Here is a 15,493-nt window from a genome sequence, read left to right as displayed (position 1 = left end):
AAAGAGGGTGTACGAGACAAAGCAAAGCTCGGGCGTGCCAAGCCGCGAGACTGCAAACCTGTGTTTGCTTGTCAAAATGCACGCAATTTTGTCGAAACCGATCGGGATCGCAAATGTGCAACCGCGAGCAAACGTCATTGGCCCCTTTGCGTCTTGCGCCCGACTATATTGCCGCAATAATGCCGCTCTACGTTGTGACCGGGAATCAACCCGGCCCAGCCCTGGAGGGCGACGAGAGTGTTCGCTCGCTACACTGTTCCGGCAGTCGCCATTGCCGCCTTGGCCACTATGGCCGTCTTGGCCGCAACCGACGGTGCGACCGCGCAAACCGCCAACCAGCCACCGGATACAATGGCGGCGCGCGTCGAGGCCTGCACGCCGTGTCACGGCAACAAGGGCGAAGGCACCAGCGACGTCTATTTTCCACGTCTCGCGGGCAAGCCGGCCGGCTATCTCTACAACCAGCTGCTCGCTTTCCGCAGCGGCCGGCGCAAATACCCGCCGATGAACTATCTGCTGGAGTTTCTGCCCGATCCCTATCTGGAGGCGATGGCGGAATATTTTGCCAGCGAGCACCCGCCGCTGCCGCAGCCGGCGCCGAGCGAAGTGAGCAAGGACGTCCTCGCGCACGGTGAGCTGCTCGCCACCAGCGGCGATGCCGGCCGCAACATTCCGGCATGCGTCAGCTGCCATGGCCCTGCATTGACGGGCATGCAGCCGGGCATCCCGGGCCTGCTGGGCCTGCGCGCCAATTATATCAGCGCCCAGCTCGGCGGCTGGCGTTATGGCACCCGCACCGCGAAATCGCCTGATTGCATGCAGCTCGTCGCCGGTCACCTGACCGAGGCGGACGTCACTGCCGTCGCAGCCTGGCTTGCGACGCGGCCCGCTCCCGCCAACCCAGCCCCCGTGCCGAAAGGCACCTACGCGCTGCCATTCGGCTGCGGTAGCCAGCCCAACTGACGAGGCGGATGATGGGCTTCAAATTTTCGATCAAGCTCCTGTCCATCGAGTTGCTCGCACTCGCGGCGTTCACCACGGCAGCAGCCGCGCAGGACAAAGACAAGACCGGCGACATCATCGCGCGCGGCGAATATCTGGCCCGTGCCGGCGACTGCACCGCCTGCCACACCGCAGCGGAAGGCCGCTTGTTTGCCGGCGGCCGTGCCATGCCGACCCCATTCGGCACGCTGTACACCTCCAACATCACGCCCGATCCGGAGACCGGCATCGGCAAGTGGAGCGCCGACGACTTCTACAAGACCATGCACAGCGGCCGCTTTCCCGATGGCGGGCTGATTTACCCGGCGATGCCGTTTGCGTCCTACACCAAGGTCACGCGCGCCGACAGCGACGCGATCTTCGCCTATCTGCGCTCGATTGCGCCGGTGAACCAGAAGAACAAGCCGCACGAATTGCGTTTCCCATACGACAACCGCCAGCTCATCCTAGGCTGGCGCACGCTGTTCTTCAGCGAGGGCGAGTTCAAGCCCGATCTGAAGAAATCAGCGGAGTGGAATCGCGGCGCCTATCTGGTCGAGGGCCTCGGCCATTGCGGCATGTGCCATTCGCCTATCAACGCGCTCGGCGGCACCTCGCAATCCGACGCGTTCAAGGGCGGCCTGATCCCGATGCAGAACTGGTACGCGCCCTCGCTGACGTCAAACCGTGAGGCCGGGCTCGGCGACTGGAGCATCAAGGACATCACGGATTTGCTCCAGACCGGCGTCTCCATGCGCGGCGTGGTCTACGGCCCAATGGCCGAGGTCGTGCACAACAGCCTGCAATATCTCAACGACGAAGACACCAGGGCGATGGCGGTCTACCTCAAGAGCATCGCGGAGCCCTCGCCTCCGCCGGCCGCGAGCTCGGCGCTGCCGACCAGCGAGAGCAGCCTTCTGATCAGCCTCGGCAAGACCGTCTACGACAAGAACTGCGCGAGCTGTCATGGCACCCAGGGCGAGGGCAAGCCGCCGCACTGGCCGCCGCTTGCCAACAACCAGTCGATCGAGATGCAGTCGGCGGTCAACCCGATCCGCATGGTGCTCAATGGCGGCTATCCGCCCGGCACCAAGGGCAATCCGATGCCCTATGGCATGCCGCCCTTCGCCGGCCTCCTCTCCGACAACGAGGTCGCCGCCGTCGTCTCCTACATCCGCACCGCCTGGGGCAATCGCGGCACGCCGGTCTCGGCGCGCGAGGCCAACGAGCTGCGCTCGGCACCGCTGAACTGAGGGCCCCATGTTCAACTCCGATCCGCCGACCAGCCCAGCCGCCGCCGACCAGGCCATCGAGGAAGTCGTGGCGCAGGGCCCGTCCGGCGCGATCGTGGTCGCCGGCATCGCCACGGCCTGCGTGGTCGCGATGTGGTTCGCCTTCTATCTGTTCGTGTTCCTGCCGCGCGGCTCGCTGCAATGAGCGTCGAGGGAGCCCACAGCAACGGTAGCGCCAGCGCCGAGGTCGCAGCCCGCGTCGAGCGGCGCTGGGCCACCATCGCCGTGATCATCGTCGTGATGATGGCGCTGCTGGCGGCGTTCGCCGGCATCCATCGCGCGACCATGCCGCAACCGCGCGTCGAAACCACCGATCCCTCGCGCCTGCATCTGAGCGGTGAATTCGTCGAAAGCAATCTCGGCAGCGTGCTCGAGGCCAATGGCAACGTGACCGTGCGCGCGATCGGCCAGCAATATTCGTTCACGCCGGCCTGCATCGTGGTGCCCGTCGACACGCCGATCACGCTGCGCGCCACCAGCGCCGACGTCGTCCACGGCATCCTGATCCAGGGCACCAATGTCAACACCATGCTGGTGCCGGGCTACATCTCCGAGCAGCTCATGCGCTTTACGAAGAGCGGCGACTATCTGATGCCCTGCCAGGAGTTTTGCTCGTTCGGCCACGAGGGCATGTGGGGCAAGGTCAAGGTGATCGACAAGACCGAATTCGCGGATCGCGCGAAGGGTGGCGGGAGGCTGAGCTGTGTTGGTCAATAGAAAGCTCATCCTCGCCCATTTCTGGCTGGCCTTCGCCGTGTTCGGCATCGCGCTCACGCTCGGCGCCTGGCAGATGTTCATCCGCAGCCCGATCGGCACATGGCTGTCCAATCCCGAGCTCTATTACCGTTCGCTGACCGCGCACGGTACGGTGATGGGCTACGTCTTCCCGACCCTGGTCGCGATGGGCTTCGGCTACGCCATCAGCGAGTCCGCGCTGGAGCAGCGGCTGGTCGGTGTGCGCTGGGCCTGGGCCGGGTTCTGGCTGATCGTCGGCGGCAGCATCATGGCGGTGATCCCGATCGCGCTGGGCCGCGCCTCGGTGCTCTACACGTTCTATCCGCCGCTAATCGGCAACGTCTTCTACTATCTCGGCGTCGTGCTGGTCGTGGTCGGCTCCTGGATCTGGGTTGCGTTGATGTCGCTCAATCTGCGCATGTGGCGGAAGGCCCATCCCGGTGCGCCGGTGCCGCTGGCGATGTTCGCCAATGTCGCGGGTTCGTATCTGTGGGCCTGGACTGCGGTCGGCGCCGCGCTTGAGCTGCTGCTGCAGATCATTCCAGTCGCGGCCGGGCTGAAGGCCACCATCGACGCCGGCCTTGCGCGCGTGTTCTTCTCCTGGACGCTGCACGCCATCGTCTATTTCTGGCTGATGCCGACCTACATTGCCTATTACACCATCGTGCCGCGCGCGATCGGCGGCCGCGTCTATTCCGACAGCATGGCACGGATCTCCTTCATCCTGTTCCTGGTGGTCGCGATGCCGATCGGCATGCACCACACCTTTGCCGATCCGCAGGTCGGCGCCGGCTTCAAGTTCATCCATTCGGCTTTCACGGCGCTGGTCGCGCTGCCGACGCTGCTGACGGTGTTCACGATCTGCGCCTCGGTCGAGATCGCGGCGCGCCTGCGCGGCGGCCGCGGTATGTTCGGCTGGATCGGGGCCCTGCCCTGGGACAATCCGATGATGCTGGCGCTGGCGTTCTCGTTCGTCATGCTCGGCTTCGGCGGCGCCGGCGGTCTCATCAACATGAGCTATCAGCTCGATGCGTCGATCCACAACACGCAGTGGATCACCGGCCATTTCCACCTGATCTTCGGCGGCGCCATCGTGATCATGTATTTTGCGATCGCCTACGATCTGTGGCCGCACCTGAGCGGTCGCGAGCTGATCGATGTCCGCCTGATCCGCACCCAGCTCTGGCTGTGGTTCATCGGCATGATCGTCACGACCTTTCCCTGGCACTGGGTCGGCATTCTCGGCATGCCGCGCCGCATGGCCTATTTCGACTTCGGCGATCCCGCGATCGCGCCGCAGGCCCTCTCGGTTAGCCTCTCGGCCATCGGCGGCTTCATCCTGCTGGCGTCGGGAATCATATTCATCGTTATCCTGGCTCGCGGCATGCGCGCGCCGCGGGTCGACGCCGGCCCTTATCGCTTCGCGCTGGCCGTGCACCAGCCCACAACGGTCCCGGTCGCGCTCAACACCCACGCGCTGTGGGTGGCGCTGATGATCGCGCTCACCCTCACCAATTACGGCTATCCGATCCTGAATCTGGCGCTGACCGAGGGCACCTCTGTGCCGGCCATTTATGTGGGAGCGCAGTGATGAGCACGCGCGACCTCTTCACCCTCACCAATCGTCATTTCAAGGCGAGTGTGGTCATCACCGCCGCGATCCTGATCGTCACGGCGATTGCAGGCTTCGTCGTGCTGCCCTTCGCGCAGCCCTGGGTCCAATTCGCCAACGTCTGGGACGCGATCTGCAGCGCTGCCGGTGTGCCGCAACGCGCGGCGAGCGTCACGGCGCCGGAGCAGACCAGGCGCCTGTCGGGAGTCGTGCTGACGTCGAACACGCTGTCGCGCCCGAGCCAGGAGGCGATCGGACGCGGCGCCACGCTGGCGCAGCGCTGCGCGATCTGTCACGGCCCGACCGGTGTCAGCCGCGCGGATTCGCCCAATCTCGCCGGCCAGTACGCGGCCGTGATCTACAAGGAGCTGTATGATTTCCGCACCGGCGCGCGCACCAATGCCGTGATGTCACCGTTCGCCGTCAATCTGACCGAGCAGGAGATCGCAGATCTCTCGAACTATTACGCTTACCTGCCGCGGCTGCCGGCCTATCACCCGACGCCGCAATTGCCCAAGCCAAACATCGTAATCTACGGCGCACCAATGCGCGGCATCGCGCCCTGCGGCGCCTGCCACGGCAGCCTCGACAACAAGACCGGCAGTCCGTGGCTCGAAGGCCAGTCCGAGGCCTACATGAAGGCGCAGCTGCAGGCCTTCGCCTCAGGCGAGCGCCGCAACGACATCAGCCAGCAGATGCGCAACATCGCGCGTGCGATGACCCCGCAGGAAATCGAGCAGGCCGCGGCGTACTATGCCTCGCAGCCGCCGGATATCGTGAAGGCGGTGGATTGAAATCTTGGCACGCCTGCCTTCCCATTGTCGTTGCGAGCGCAGCGAAGCAATCCAGAGTCTCTCCGCGGAGGGATTCTGGATTGCTTCGTCGCAAGGGCTCATCGCAATGACGGAGGAGAGAGCGTGCCCGTCCACTACGACGAGGCCAGCTTCCGCCGTCCGTAGATCGCATCCGCCCGCTTCTCGAACGCGATGGAAAATCGCGCGAACGCGGCGTCGAACATCGAGCCCATCAGGAGCGCCAGCATGCGGCTCTTGAACTCGTAGGCGAGGAAGAAACCGACATCGCAAACGCTCTCGCCTTTGGGCTCGAACGTCCAGCGGTTTTCCAGATTGCTGAAGGGACCCTGCAGATATTCGACCAGGATCTTCAAATTGGCGCGGTCGAGCGTCACGCGGCTGGTGAAGGATTCCCTGACCAGCTTGAACGACACCGTCATGTCCGCGACCAGCACCTCGGTGCCGTCGGGTTTCGCCATGCGCTGCCGGACCTTCAGCGCGCTGCACAGCGGCACGAATTCCGGGTAGCGCTCGACGTCGGCGACCAGATCAAACATCTCGGACGCGCTGTGATCGACACGGCGCTTGCTCGAAAAATTGGGCATGGCAATTCAGCGGGCGTGTGCGGCCCGCGCGGCCTTCAGTTTCGCAAAATCCTCGCCGGCGTGATGCGACGAACGGGTGAGCGGGCTTGCCGACACCATCAAGAAGCCCTTGGTGTAGGCGACCTTCTCGTAGGACGAAAACTCGTCCGGCGGCACGTAGCGCATCACGGCGTGATGTTTGCGGGTCGGCTGGAGATATTGCCCGATGGTCAGGAAATCGACGTCGGCGGAACGCAGATCGTCCATCACCTGCTGAACCTCGTGGCGCTCCTCGCCGAGGCCGACCATGATGCCGGACTTGGTGAAGATGGTGGGATCGAGCTCCTTGACCCGCTGCAGCAGCCGGATCGAATGGAAATAGCGCGCCCCCGGCCGCACCGTGAGATAGCACGACGGCACGGTCTCGAGATTGTGGTTGAACACGTCGGGCTTCGCCGCGACGACGACCTCCAGCGCCCCCTCCTTGCGCAGGAAATCGGGCGTCAGGATCTCGATCGTGGTCGAGGGGCACGCAGCGCGGATCGCGCGGATGGTCTGGGCGAAATGCTCGGCGCCGCCGTCGGTGAGGTCGTCGCGGTCAACCGACGTGATGACGACATGGGCAAGCCCAAGCTTGGCCACGGCCTCGCCGACGTTCTGCGGCTCGGCCGCATCGAGCGCGTTCGGCATGCCGGTCTTGACGTTGCAGAAGGCACAGGCGCGGGTGCAGGTGTCGCCCATGATCATGAAGGTCGCGTGCTTCTTGTCCCAGCACTCGCCGATGTTCGGGCAGCCCGCCTCCTCGCACACCGTATGCAGGCCGTTGGCGCGCACGATGTTGCGGGTGTCGGCATAGCCGCGGGTGTTGGGCGCGCGTACGCGGATCCAGTCCGGCTTCGGCGGCGACGCGGAATCGGGCCGATTCACCTTTTCGGGGTGACGTGGGCGCAGCGGGTTCGAGATGGTATCGACAATAACGACCATAGGGTGTCCGGTTGTTCTGGTCCTACCTAGTCGGTCTGGCCGGGCATCGCAACCCGGCTCGCCCCGCTTCAGGGAACATGGCAGATATGGGCAATATCCTGCTCTGTTCTCTGGCGATTCTCACCTCGAATGGCTCCAGTCTCGAAACCTTCCACACCCCGGCTCGGCAAAGCGCTGAAGCGTGCCTTTTTCGCACGCAGCGTCCACGAGGTCGCGCCCGACCTGATCGGTGCGACCATGCTGGTCGACGGCGTCGGTGGGATCATCGTCGAGGTCGAGGCCTATCATCATACCGAGCCGGCGGCGCACTCCTACAATGGCCCGACGCCGCGGAACCAGGTGATGTTCGGCCCGCCCGGCTTTGCCTATGTGTATCGCTCCTACGGTATCCACTGGTGCGTGAACTTCGTCTGCGAGGAAGAAGGCTCGGCCAGCGCAGTGCTGATCCGCGCGCTGGAGCCGACCCATGGCATCGCCGCGATGCGTCGGCGGCGCCATCTCCAGGATTTGCACGCGTTGTGCTCGGGCCCGGGCAAGCTGACCGAAGCGCTCGGCATCACCATCGCGCACAACGCCTTGCCGCTGGATCGTCCTCCGATCGCGCTGCATGCGCGGACGGAGGACGTCGAGGTGGTCGCCGGCATCCGGATCGGCATCACCAAGGCCGTCGAGCTGCCCTGGCGCTATGGCATCAGGGGCTCGAAGTTTTTGAGCAAGCCGTTCCCGAAATAAGCTTACGACGCTTGTTTGAGCCGCTCCAGCGCCTCGAGCAGCTTGGCCTTGCGGGCCAGCGCGGCCTCACGCTTCTCGCGCTCCTCCTCGACAACCTCCTCGGCCGCGTTGGCGACGAATTTCTCGTTGGCCAGCTTGGACTCGGCACGCTTGATGTCGGCGTCGGCCTTCCCGATCTCCTTGTCGAGGCGCGTGCGCTCGGCGGCGACGTCGATCACGCCCTTCAGCGGCAGCGCGGCGACCTCACCTCGCACCAGGAGCTGAACCGCGCCGTCGGGCGCACGGTCGGCGAAGGAGATATCCGACAGCCGCGCCATGCGCTTGATGACGTCGCTCCAGCGCGGCGCGCGCTCCTTCGTCTCGGCCGAGGCGCCCGCGAGCACCAGCGCCGTCAGGGTTGCCGGCGGGATGTTCATCTCGGCGCGCACCGAACGGATCTGCGTGACGAGGTCGATGACCCAGCCGATCTCTGCCTCGGCCGCGGGGTCGGTGAAGTCGGCATGGTCGAAGATCGGCAGCACCCAAACCGGCGAGACAAGCGCGTCGGTCGGCCCCGTCGTCGCCGCGAGCATCGCAAGCTGCTCCGGCGTCGGTTCGGCCGGCTTCAGCGGCCACGGTGCCAGCGCGAGCAGACCGTCGCGCTTGGCCGTCACCTCCCAAAGCTCCTCGGTGATAAAGGGCATGAAGGGGTGCAGCAGTTTCAGGATCTCGTCGCGCGCCCATGCCACCATGGCGCGGGTCTCGGCCTTGGCAGGGCTGTCGGGGCCGAGCAGCACGGGTTTTGCGAGCTCGAGATACCAGTCGCAATAGACGTTCCAAACGAAGCGGTAGATGCTGCCGGCGGCGTCATTGAAGCGATAGGCCTCGATCGCCTCGGTCACCTCGCGCGTGGTGTGCGCACTCTCATGCGCGATCCAGCGGTTCAGCGTCTCCTTGACCTTCGCCGGCTCGAAACCCTCGGGCACGGCGCAGTGGTTCATCTCCGCAAAGCGCGACGCATTCCAGAGCTTGGTCGCGAAATTGCGATAGCCCTCGACCCGGCTGGTGGCGAGCTTGATGTCGCGCCCCTGGGCGGCCATTGCGGCCAACGTAAAGCGGAGCGCGTCCGCACCATATTGGTCGATCAGGCTGAGCGGATCGATCACGTTGCCCTTCGACTTCGACATCTTGGCGCCCTTCTCGTCGCGGACGAGGGCGTGGATGTAGATCGTCGAGAACGGCACCTCCTTCATGAAGTGCAGGCCCATCATCATCATGCGGGCGACCCAGAAGAAGATGATGTCGAAGCCGGTCACCAGCGCGTTGGTTGGGTAGTAACGCTGCACTTCCGGTGTGTCTGCGGGCCAGCCGAGAGTCGAGAACGGCCACAGCGCGGACGAGAACCAGGTGTCGAGCACATCCTCGTCGCGCGTGATGAAGCCGTCACGCTTGTTGCGGTCGAGCGCCATCTCGCGGCCCTGCTCGACCGTGATGACTTCCTGCTCGACGTAATAGCCGAGCGCGTGGCTCACGGCCTCCTCCTCGGTCTCGGCGACGAACACCTTGCCATCGGGACCGTACCAGGCCGGGATCTGGTGGCCCCACCAGAGCTGGCGCGAGATGCACCAGGGCTGGATGTTCTCCATCCATTCGAAATAGGTTTTTTCCCAGTTCTTCGGCACGAAGGTGGTTTCGCCCGAACGCACTGCGGCCATCGCAGGCTTCGCCAGCGTCTTGGCGTCGACATACCACTGGTCGGTCAGATAGGGCTCGATCACCGTGCCGGAGCGGTCGCCATGCGGCACCATGTGGGTATGGGGCTCGATCCGCTCGACGAATCCGAACGAGTCCAGCCGCTCGACGATGCGCTTGCGGGCTGCAAAGCGATCGAGCTTGTTGAACTCCTCGGCGAATTGCGAGGCACCTTCCGGCAGGTCGCGTAAATAATCTTCGTTGTCGAGGAGATCGAGGCAACCTTCCTTGTCGATGACGCTGATCCGGGCGAGGCCGTGGCGATTGCCGACCTCGAAGTCGTTGAAGTCGTGCGCCGGCGTCACCTTGACCGCGCCCGAGCCCTTCTCCGGGTCGGAATAATCGTCGGCGACGATCTGGATCTTGCGGCCGACCAGCGGCAGGATCACGTTCTTGCCGACCAGCTTCTGATAACGCTCGTCGTCGGGATGCACGGCGACCCCGGTATCGCCGAGCATGGTCTCCGGACGCGTGGTGGCAACGACGATGAAGCTCGAGGGATCCTCGGGGCTGAAAGTCTTGCCCTCGATCGGATAGCGCAGGTACCAGAGGTGGCCCTTGACCTCGGTCTGCTGCACTTCGAGATCGGAGATCGCGGTGAGCAGCTTGGTGTCCCAGTTCACCAGCCGCTTGTCCTTGTAGATCAGGCCATCGCGGTGCAGCTCGACGAACACCTTGACCACGGCCTTGGACAGGCCCTCGTCCATGGTGAAGCGTTCGCGCGACCAGTCGCAGGAGGCGCCGAGCCGCTTGAGCTGGTTGATGATGGTGTCGCCGCTCTCGGCCTTCCACTGCCAGACCCGCTCCAGAAACTTCTCGCGGCCCATCTCGCGACGGCTGGGCTGCTGGCGCTCCATCAGCTGCCGCTCCACCACCATCTGGGTGGCGATGCCGGCATGGTCGGTGCCGGGCTGCCACAGCACGTCGCGGCCGCGCATGCGCTCGAACCGGCACAGGATGTCCTGGAGCGTGTTGTTGAGGGCGTGGCCCATGTGCAGCGAACCCGTCACGTTCGGCGGCGGAATCACGATGGTAAAGGGCACTGCGTCGCGGCGGTCCGGGCGGCCGGCCTTGAAGGCAAGGCTGTCCTCCCACACGACGGACATGCGGGCTTCGATATCGGCGGGCTGGTAATTTTTCTCGATCATGGCGCTGTTAGAAAGCCGCGCACGGGGTCCAAGTCAACGGACAAGTCACAGGAAAGCCAGGCGGCATCAGGGCCTTCCGGTCGGGTCGGGAGGCCGAATATGACGCTCAAGCAGGGCTTTATGAGGGCTCTGCGGCCCGATCTACCTGCCTCCGCGCGATACCCGCTCGATTTCGGCCTTCACGATGCGTTCGACGAGGCCTGGCAAATTGTCGTCCAGCCAGGATTTCAGCATCGGACGCAGCATCTCCTTGACCAGATCCTCCAGCGTTCGCGCATTGCTGCTGAGCACCGTGTGGGCCAGGGAATTGAAGGCGGATTCGACCGCGGAGACCGTCGATTGCGCCAGGATCGGCTGTTGGGGCGGCAGTGGCGGCGCATCGAAGTCCACGGGCGCATAGGATGCCGGCGTCGGACGCGGGGGCGGCGATTCGGCGAATTCGAGATCGTCGCGCGGCTCGACCTTGCGAAAGCTCGGCGGCGGCGGAGGTGGCGTCGGCTCCATCGCCAGCGCCATATCGTCGGTCAATTCCAGCACGTCGGGCTCAGGTTCGGGCTCCGGCTCGGGAGCGCGGATTTCCGGCGCAGCCGTGGCCGTGTCGAGGCCCGCCAGCAGTGCGTCGATATCGTCCTGATTGTTGGATGCATCCGCCTCGGGTGCGGGGGCCGGCGGCGGCGCCGGCTTTGCGGCCGGAGGCGGTGCGGGCTTTTCGGCGGCCGGTTTGGGCGGCGCGACCTTGGATGGCGGAATATCGTTGATCGCCTGCGGCTTCGGTGGCGCGGCGGGGGCGGCAGCTTTCTCGGGCTTGGCGGCATCCGCCGGCGGCGGCTTGGCCTCATCGTCGGCAATGATGCGCCGGATCGAGGCCAGAATCTCCTCCATCGAGGGTTCTGTGACCTTTGCAGGCTGCGTCATCTCCGACTCCACATCATCAACGCCCTCGCATGCGTTGTTTTACACCAAGCACGACAGGATTGGCCGGTTCCGGATGGGTGGCCCGACATTTTCGTCACGGCAGCCCGACTTGTCCCCAGATGACGGCTCAACGTGCAGCGGTGCGCCCCTGCCCTCGGCACTCATGCTTTACGCACACGGCATCGGATGCAGAGCGAATCGACCTGCATCTTCTTGGCAAGGCTATGTCAGGGATTTTGATGATTGCAAGCAAAGCACCGGTCGGCCTCGGCTATTTACGATGCCGACCGGATGACTACGGGACTCTAGCGTCCGTCTGGCGTGCGTACGCCGGCCCAGCTGTCGCGAACCTGCTGGTAGTGAACGCTGGGATCATAGACCGTGGTGTTGAGGCCGAGGACCTGCGGCGCGAGACGGCCGACCGCGTTGAGCACTGAATAGGACGCCACCACGCGGTCATGCTGGGCAGTGACGAGCGCCACGCGCGCGTTGACCAGCGCCTGCTGCGCGTTGAGCACGTCCAGCGTGGTGCGCTGGCCGGCCTTGGCTTCCTCGCGCACGCCGTTCAGCGCGATCTCGGAGGCCGTGACCTGCGCCTGTGCGGACTGCACCTGCGCCTTGCCAGCTTCCAACTGGCCCCAGGCCTGCACGACGTTGGCGCGGGTCTGATCGCGTGTGGTTTCGAGATTCAGACGCTGCTGCGCCAGGTTCTCTTTCGATTGCCGGATGAGCGCATATTCAGCGCCGCCCTGATAGATCGGCACCGAGGCGGTCGCGATGGCGGAAGCGGTCGTCGTTCGGAAGACCGTCAGGGTCTGCTGGTACGACTGGGTGATGCCAGCCTGAACCGTGAGGGTCGGCAGCAGCGCGCCTTCGTTGATCTTGACCTGGAGATAATTGACATCGATGCCGAACATCGAGGCCGTGACATTGGGGTTCTCCACCAGGCTGAGACCGACGGCGGAGGCGAGCGTCCCGGGCAGGAAACGATCGACCGGCGAGCCCGGCGCAAGGTTCGTCGGCTCGTTGCCGATGATCCGGCGGAAATTCGCGCGCGTCGTCGTGAGATTCGATTCGGCGGTCAGGGCCTGGGTCCTGCCGGCCGCGAGCTGCGCTTCGGATTGCGCCACGTCCGTGCGCGTCACCTCGCCGACATTGAAGCGATCGCGGGTTTGCTTGAGCGTCTGTTCGAGCACGCGCACGTTGCTGCGCTGAACTTCCAGGGTGGCGGAGTCTCGAAGATAGTCCATGTAGCTGGTGGCAGCCTGCAACAGGACCGTCTGCTCGAGCACACGCAACGCCTCGCGAGATCCCGAGACCTGACTCTCCGCCACGCGCGTCCTGTTGGCGGTCTGATTGCCGTTGTAGAGCGTCTGGTTGATGGTCAGGCTGGCGCTATTGGGCTGAAGGGGCGGGTCGCTATGGATTGGCACAGCCTTCTGCGTCTGCTGAATATCCTGATACTGATAGCCGGTGCTGAGGTTGATCCCGACCTTAGGGCGATAGCCCGAGAGAGCCTGTGGCACGTTCTCGTCAGTCGAGCGCACCTGGGCGCGCTGCGCGTTGAGCTGCGGATTGTTCTGATAGGCGCGCACCAGCGCAGCCTCGATCGTATCCGCCAAGGCAGGCGTCGGCGCGGCGAGCGCCAGCAGCAGGACCGAAACCGCTGCTCCGGTGAAGAGCTTCACCCCATGCATCCAAAAATTCCGTTCATTCTAACGCCCGGCTCGTGCCCGCGAGCTGGGTTACCGTCTACGAGTGGAGTCGCTGCCCCGCCGCAACATAGGACGCGGTCAAGCGCGACGGAACTACCTGAGGGGTGTTCTCGGTGGAAACTCTTCACGTGCAGCATCCCGGCCACACTTCTGATTCAGAACGGGATTTTACCGGGCTAAAGCCGCTATCGGGCCGTCAGAAGACGAAAGCGGCGGCCCGTTCCAGCCCGGGAAGGACCGGGGCCGCGGCATCGAACAGCGCCCGATGGCCGAATTCGCCGTGAGTATGGGTCACGATCATGGCTCGCGGCGGCCTGGATTCGGCCGAGACCCCTACCAGGCGCCCACCCTCCTTGAGCTGCCCGAGCAGCCCTGCCGGCGTCACTTCAGTGGCGCCGTTGAGGACGATCACATCATAGGGACCTGCGGCGGCATCACCCTCGGTGCAGGCCGCGGCCTTGCAGGCCACGTTGGCAAGCCCGAGGGCGGCGAAGGCGTCCTTGGCCCTCTTGGCCAGGGCCGAATCGCATTCCGTCGCTGTGACCTGACGCGCAAGCTTGGCGGCCAGCGCGGCGAGATAGCCCGTGGCGCAGCCGACGACCAGCACGTTGTCGTCCTCACCGATCTCGGCGGCCTGGAGCAGCTTGCCGGTCAGCTGCGGCTTGATCAGGAACCGCTTGGCGCCGCCCTCGCTGACGTCGAGATCGAGGTCGAGATACGCCAATGCCTGCCGGCTGGCCGGCACGAAGGCCTCGCGCGGAACCGTGAGCATGGCGTCGAGAACACGACGGTCGGTGACGTCACTGGTGCGCACCTGGCCATCGACCATTTTTAGGCGCGCCGTCGAGAAAACGGACATTTGCGGACCCTGCAAGGCGGACGATGCCGCGGACGAAAGTTGGCGGCATCTTTGGAACAGGCCCTGCGAAAACGCAACATGGCTTTGGCCCGCGAACCGGGCCCTTCCGCAACTCGCAACGTCGAGGGTGAGCCGGCCTACTCGATCGTGACCGCGAGGCGGCCGATCAATGCGGCGACTTCATCAAGCCGTGCCGAATCGTGGGTCTCGACCGCGCGCGCCAGACAGGCGAGGCATTCGTCGTCGCTGAGTTCGGGGACGTCCGCCGGCAGAATGGAGGGAGCCAGCGGGGAACGGTCGACCTGGATGTCTCGCATGGGAATCAGCTCCGTAAAGGACCGGCGCCTGGAAGCTCGATTTCAATTGAGTCGTTTTGGCGTCGCCGCGGAGGATGCAGGCTCGCCACGGTACACATCTAGTTGAGGATTTGCCGCAACGAGGTCGCACGCCAGATCAGAGTCTGGACGCAAGCCGTTGACAATAAAGCGGAATTTGGCTCCCCGGGCTGGATTCGAACCAGCGACCATCCGATTAACAGTCGGATGCTCTACCGCTGAGCTACCGAGGAAAAGGGCGAACCCGTCGTTCGCGCGCGGCTGCGTATAACAAAGCCGCTTGCGCTTGCAAAGGACGAATTCGCTATCTGGCACATTGCGGGGAGGAAGGGCACGCGGCCCCTCCTCCGCCCGGCCTCAGGTCAAGTTACTCGGCGACGAACGAAGTGGTCTTGGTGCCGGAATCGTAGCGCAGCCGAAGCGCGGTGAACTTGCAGAGGTTGACGTTCTTCCAGAGCACGGTCTCGTCATAGTTCTGCCAGTCGACGCGGACGTTCCAGACGCATCCTTCGTCGTCATCGTCGAACTCGACATAGGTGCTCGCCTGGTTCTGCAAAACCTTGTCCAGCTCGTTGTCCCATTCGTCCATGCCATCGTCCGGGGCGTTGAAGCCCAGGAATTTGATGGCATAGCCGGTCTCGTTGACGACAGTGACGTTGCGGGCGTCAGCCGCGAACGACGGCGCGGCGGCAATCGATAGACCGACCGCGATCAGTGCAGACAGAAAATACTTCATATGAAATTCCCCCGATCGAAACGGGCTTTCGGTGCCTGACGTCGATCGGCGCAGGCGCCGCGGCAACCAATGGCGTTGCCTCGAAGGATTCGTCGGAGGCGCAATCGAAAGGTTCAAGACACGATCGATCCGCCTCCGCCTCGTTGCACGACGCGAGACGCGCAACGAACGACTTCTTACCGATTCGAATTCTCCGCAGCAATGAACCGACATTCATAGATCGGCGTCTTGTTGTCTCCGGCGCCGGCACAGTGCGGAATGTGATTTTCGTTGCAGGCACAGCTTCACACCCTCGCGACGCATCTCGCCCGAGCTTTGCTTTGTCTCGTACACCCTCTTC

The 15,493-nt window shown here is 64.4% G+C and carries 15 protein-coding genes and 1 tRNA gene; 7 read left to right on the top strand and 9 right to left on the bottom strand.

What is annotated here, in order from left to right; genetic code table 11:
- Positions 1-288: 288 nt before the first annotated feature.
- From AC0L3S_RS37535 to AC0L3S_RS37510, 6 genes are read left to right on the top strand one after another with little or no spacing between them, the layout of a single operon-like run.
- A complete protein-coding gene (locus AC0L3S_RS37535; protein ID WP_473261646.1) occupies positions 289-963 on the top strand; it encodes a c-type cytochrome in 675 nt (224 codons plus the stop codon).
- Between the two features lie 11 nt (positions 964-974).
- Positions 975-2,234: a cytochrome c gene (locus AC0L3S_RS37530; RefSeq protein WP_473284870.1), complete on the top strand. Its 1,260-nt coding sequence runs from the start codon at positions 975-977 to the stop codon at positions 2,232-2,234.
- Positions 2,235-2,241: 7 nt separating this feature from the next.
- A complete protein-coding gene (locus tag AC0L3S_RS37525; RefSeq protein ID WP_275172584.1) occupies positions 2,242-2,418 on the top strand; it encodes a hypothetical protein in 177 nt (58 codons plus the stop codon).
- Positions 2,415-2,990 (top strand): cytochrome C oxidase subunit II, encoded by a 576-nt coding sequence (locus tag AC0L3S_RS37520; protein WP_473261312.1) that lies wholly within the window; start codon positions 2,415-2,417, stop codon positions 2,988-2,990. Before AC0L3S_RS37525 ends, AC0L3S_RS37520 begins: the two co-directional genes overlap by 4 nt.
- Complete coding sequence (locus AC0L3S_RS37515) at positions 2,977-4,599, top strand: b(o/a)3-type cytochrome-c oxidase subunit 1 (protein WP_473284868.1); 1,623 nt, start codon at positions 2,977-2,979, stop codon at positions 4,597-4,599. Before AC0L3S_RS37520 ends, AC0L3S_RS37515 begins: the two co-directional genes overlap by 14 nt.
- Positions 4,599-5,414, top strand: a complete 816-nt coding sequence (locus AC0L3S_RS37510) for a c-type cytochrome (protein ID WP_473284866.1) — start codon at positions 4,599-4,601, stop codon at positions 5,412-5,414. The genes AC0L3S_RS37515 and AC0L3S_RS37510 overlap by 1 nt, the downstream gene beginning before the upstream one ends.
- 134 nt (positions 5,415-5,548) lie before the next feature.
- Here AC0L3S_RS37510 and AC0L3S_RS37505 read toward each other — a convergent pair whose 3' ends face one another.
- Together AC0L3S_RS37505 and lipA are read right to left on the bottom strand one after the other, a co-directional pair.
- Entirely contained in the window at positions 5,549-6,019 is a 471-nt protein-coding gene (locus tag AC0L3S_RS37505; protein WP_007591145.1) for a type II toxin-antitoxin system RatA family toxin, read from the bottom strand.
- A gap of 6 nt (positions 6,020-6,025) precedes the next feature.
- Entirely contained in the window at positions 6,026-6,982 is a 957-nt protein-coding gene (gene lipA / locus AC0L3S_RS37500) for a lipoyl synthase (protein ID WP_473284864.1), read from the bottom strand.
- Between the two features lie 129 nt (positions 6,983-7,111).
- On the opposite strand from lipA, the gene AC0L3S_RS37495 reads away from it, so the two are divergent.
- Complete coding sequence (locus AC0L3S_RS37495) at positions 7,112-7,714, top strand: DNA-3-methyladenine glycosylase (RefSeq protein ID WP_473284862.1); 603 nt, start codon at positions 7,112-7,114, stop codon at positions 7,712-7,714.
- Positions 7,715-7,716: 2 nt separating this feature from the next.
- Here AC0L3S_RS37495 and AC0L3S_RS37490 read toward each other — a convergent pair whose 3' ends face one another.
- The 7 genes from AC0L3S_RS37490 to AC0L3S_RS37460 form a co-directional block, all read right to left on the bottom strand.
- Entirely contained in the window at positions 7,717-10,593 is a 2,877-nt protein-coding gene (locus AC0L3S_RS37490; RefSeq protein ID WP_473284860.1) for a valine--tRNA ligase, read from the bottom strand.
- A gap of 141 nt (positions 10,594-10,734) precedes the next feature.
- A complete protein-coding gene (locus tag AC0L3S_RS37485) occupies positions 10,735-11,508 on the bottom strand; it encodes a PopZ family protein (protein ID WP_473284858.1) in 774 nt (257 codons plus the stop codon).
- 305 nt (positions 11,509-11,813) lie between these two features.
- Positions 11,814-13,205 (bottom strand): TolC family outer membrane protein, encoded by a 1,392-nt coding sequence (locus AC0L3S_RS37480; protein ID WP_247296776.1) that lies wholly within the window; start codon positions 13,203-13,205, stop codon positions 11,814-11,816.
- Between the two features lie 214 nt (positions 13,206-13,419).
- On the bottom strand, positions 13,420-14,082 hold the full coding sequence (locus AC0L3S_RS37475) for a protein-L-isoaspartate O-methyltransferase family protein (protein ID WP_473284856.1): 663 nt from the start codon (positions 14,080-14,082) through the stop codon (positions 13,420-13,422).
- A 137-nt stretch (positions 14,083-14,219) separates the two neighbouring features.
- Positions 14,220-14,399 carry a hypothetical protein gene (locus AC0L3S_RS37470; protein ID WP_473284854.1) on the bottom strand — a complete coding sequence of 60 codons (180 nt, stop codon included), beginning with the start codon at positions 14,397-14,399 and terminating at the stop codon, positions 14,220-14,222.
- 176 nt (positions 14,400-14,575) lie between these two features.
- Positions 14,576-14,650 (bottom strand) — tRNA-Asn (locus tag AC0L3S_RS37465).
- 134 nt (positions 14,651-14,784) lie between these two features.
- On the bottom strand, positions 14,785-15,153 hold the full coding sequence (locus tag AC0L3S_RS37460) for a hypothetical protein (protein ID WP_473261327.1): 369 nt from the start codon (positions 15,151-15,153) through the stop codon (positions 14,785-14,787).
- Between the last annotated feature and the right edge of the window lie 340 nt (positions 15,154-15,493).

The sequence above is a fragment of the Bradyrhizobium sp. Ken01 genome (genome assembly GCF_055807355.1).
Note: the sequence above shows the minus strand (reverse complement) of the source record. Positions and strands in the feature narration are given on the sequence as shown.

What these genes read in the sequence shown, in the direction of transcription:
- AC0L3S_RS37475 (WP_473284856.1), bottom strand. Translation starts at nt 14,082, where the DNA reads ATGTCCGTTTTCTCGACGGCGCGCCTAAAAATGGTCGATGGCCAGGTG.
- AC0L3S_RS37490 (WP_473284860.1), bottom strand. Translation starts at nt 10,593, where the DNA reads ATGATCGAGAAAAATTACCAGCCCGCCGATATCGAAGCCCGCATGTCC.
- AC0L3S_RS37485 (WP_473284858.1), bottom strand. Translation starts at nt 11,508, where the DNA reads ATGACGCAGCCTGCAAAGGTCACAGAACCCTCGATGGAGGAGATTCTG.
- AC0L3S_RS37505 (WP_007591145.1), bottom strand. Translation starts at nt 6,019, where the DNA reads ATGCCCAATTTTTCGAGCAAGCGCCGTGTCGATCACAGCGCGTCCGAG.
- AC0L3S_RS37535 (WP_473261646.1), top strand. Translation starts at nt 289, where the DNA reads ATGGCCGTCTTGGCCGCAACCGACGGTGCGACCGCGCAAACCGCCAAC.
- AC0L3S_RS37510 (WP_473284866.1), top strand. Translation starts at nt 4,599, where the DNA reads ATGAGCACGCGCGACCTCTTCACCCTCACCAATCGTCATTTCAAGGCG.
- AC0L3S_RS37480 (WP_247296776.1), bottom strand. Translation starts at nt 13,205, where the DNA reads ATGCATGGGGTGAAGCTCTTCACCGGAGCAGCGGTTTCGGTCCTGCTG.
- lipA (WP_473284864.1), bottom strand. Translation starts at nt 6,982, where the DNA reads ATGGTCGTTATTGTCGATACCATCTCGAACCCGCTGCGCCCACGTCAC.
- AC0L3S_RS37520 (WP_473261312.1), top strand. Translation starts at nt 2,415, where the DNA reads ATGAGCGTCGAGGGAGCCCACAGCAACGGTAGCGCCAGCGCCGAGGTC.
- AC0L3S_RS37525 (WP_275172584.1), top strand. Translation starts at nt 2,242, where the DNA reads ATGTTCAACTCCGATCCGCCGACCAGCCCAGCCGCCGCCGACCAGGCC.
- AC0L3S_RS37530 (WP_473284870.1), top strand. Translation starts at nt 975, where the DNA reads ATGGGCTTCAAATTTTCGATCAAGCTCCTGTCCATCGAGTTGCTCGCA.
- AC0L3S_RS37495 (WP_473284862.1), top strand. Translation starts at nt 7,112, where the DNA reads ATGGCTCCAGTCTCGAAACCTTCCACACCCCGGCTCGGCAAAGCGCTG.
- AC0L3S_RS37470 (WP_473284854.1), bottom strand. Translation starts at nt 14,399, where the DNA reads ATGCGAGACATCCAGGTCGACCGTTCCCCGCTGGCTCCCTCCATTCTG.
- AC0L3S_RS37460 (WP_473261327.1), bottom strand. Translation starts at nt 15,153, where the DNA reads ATGAAGTATTTTCTGTCTGCACTGATCGCGGTCGGTCTATCGATTGCC.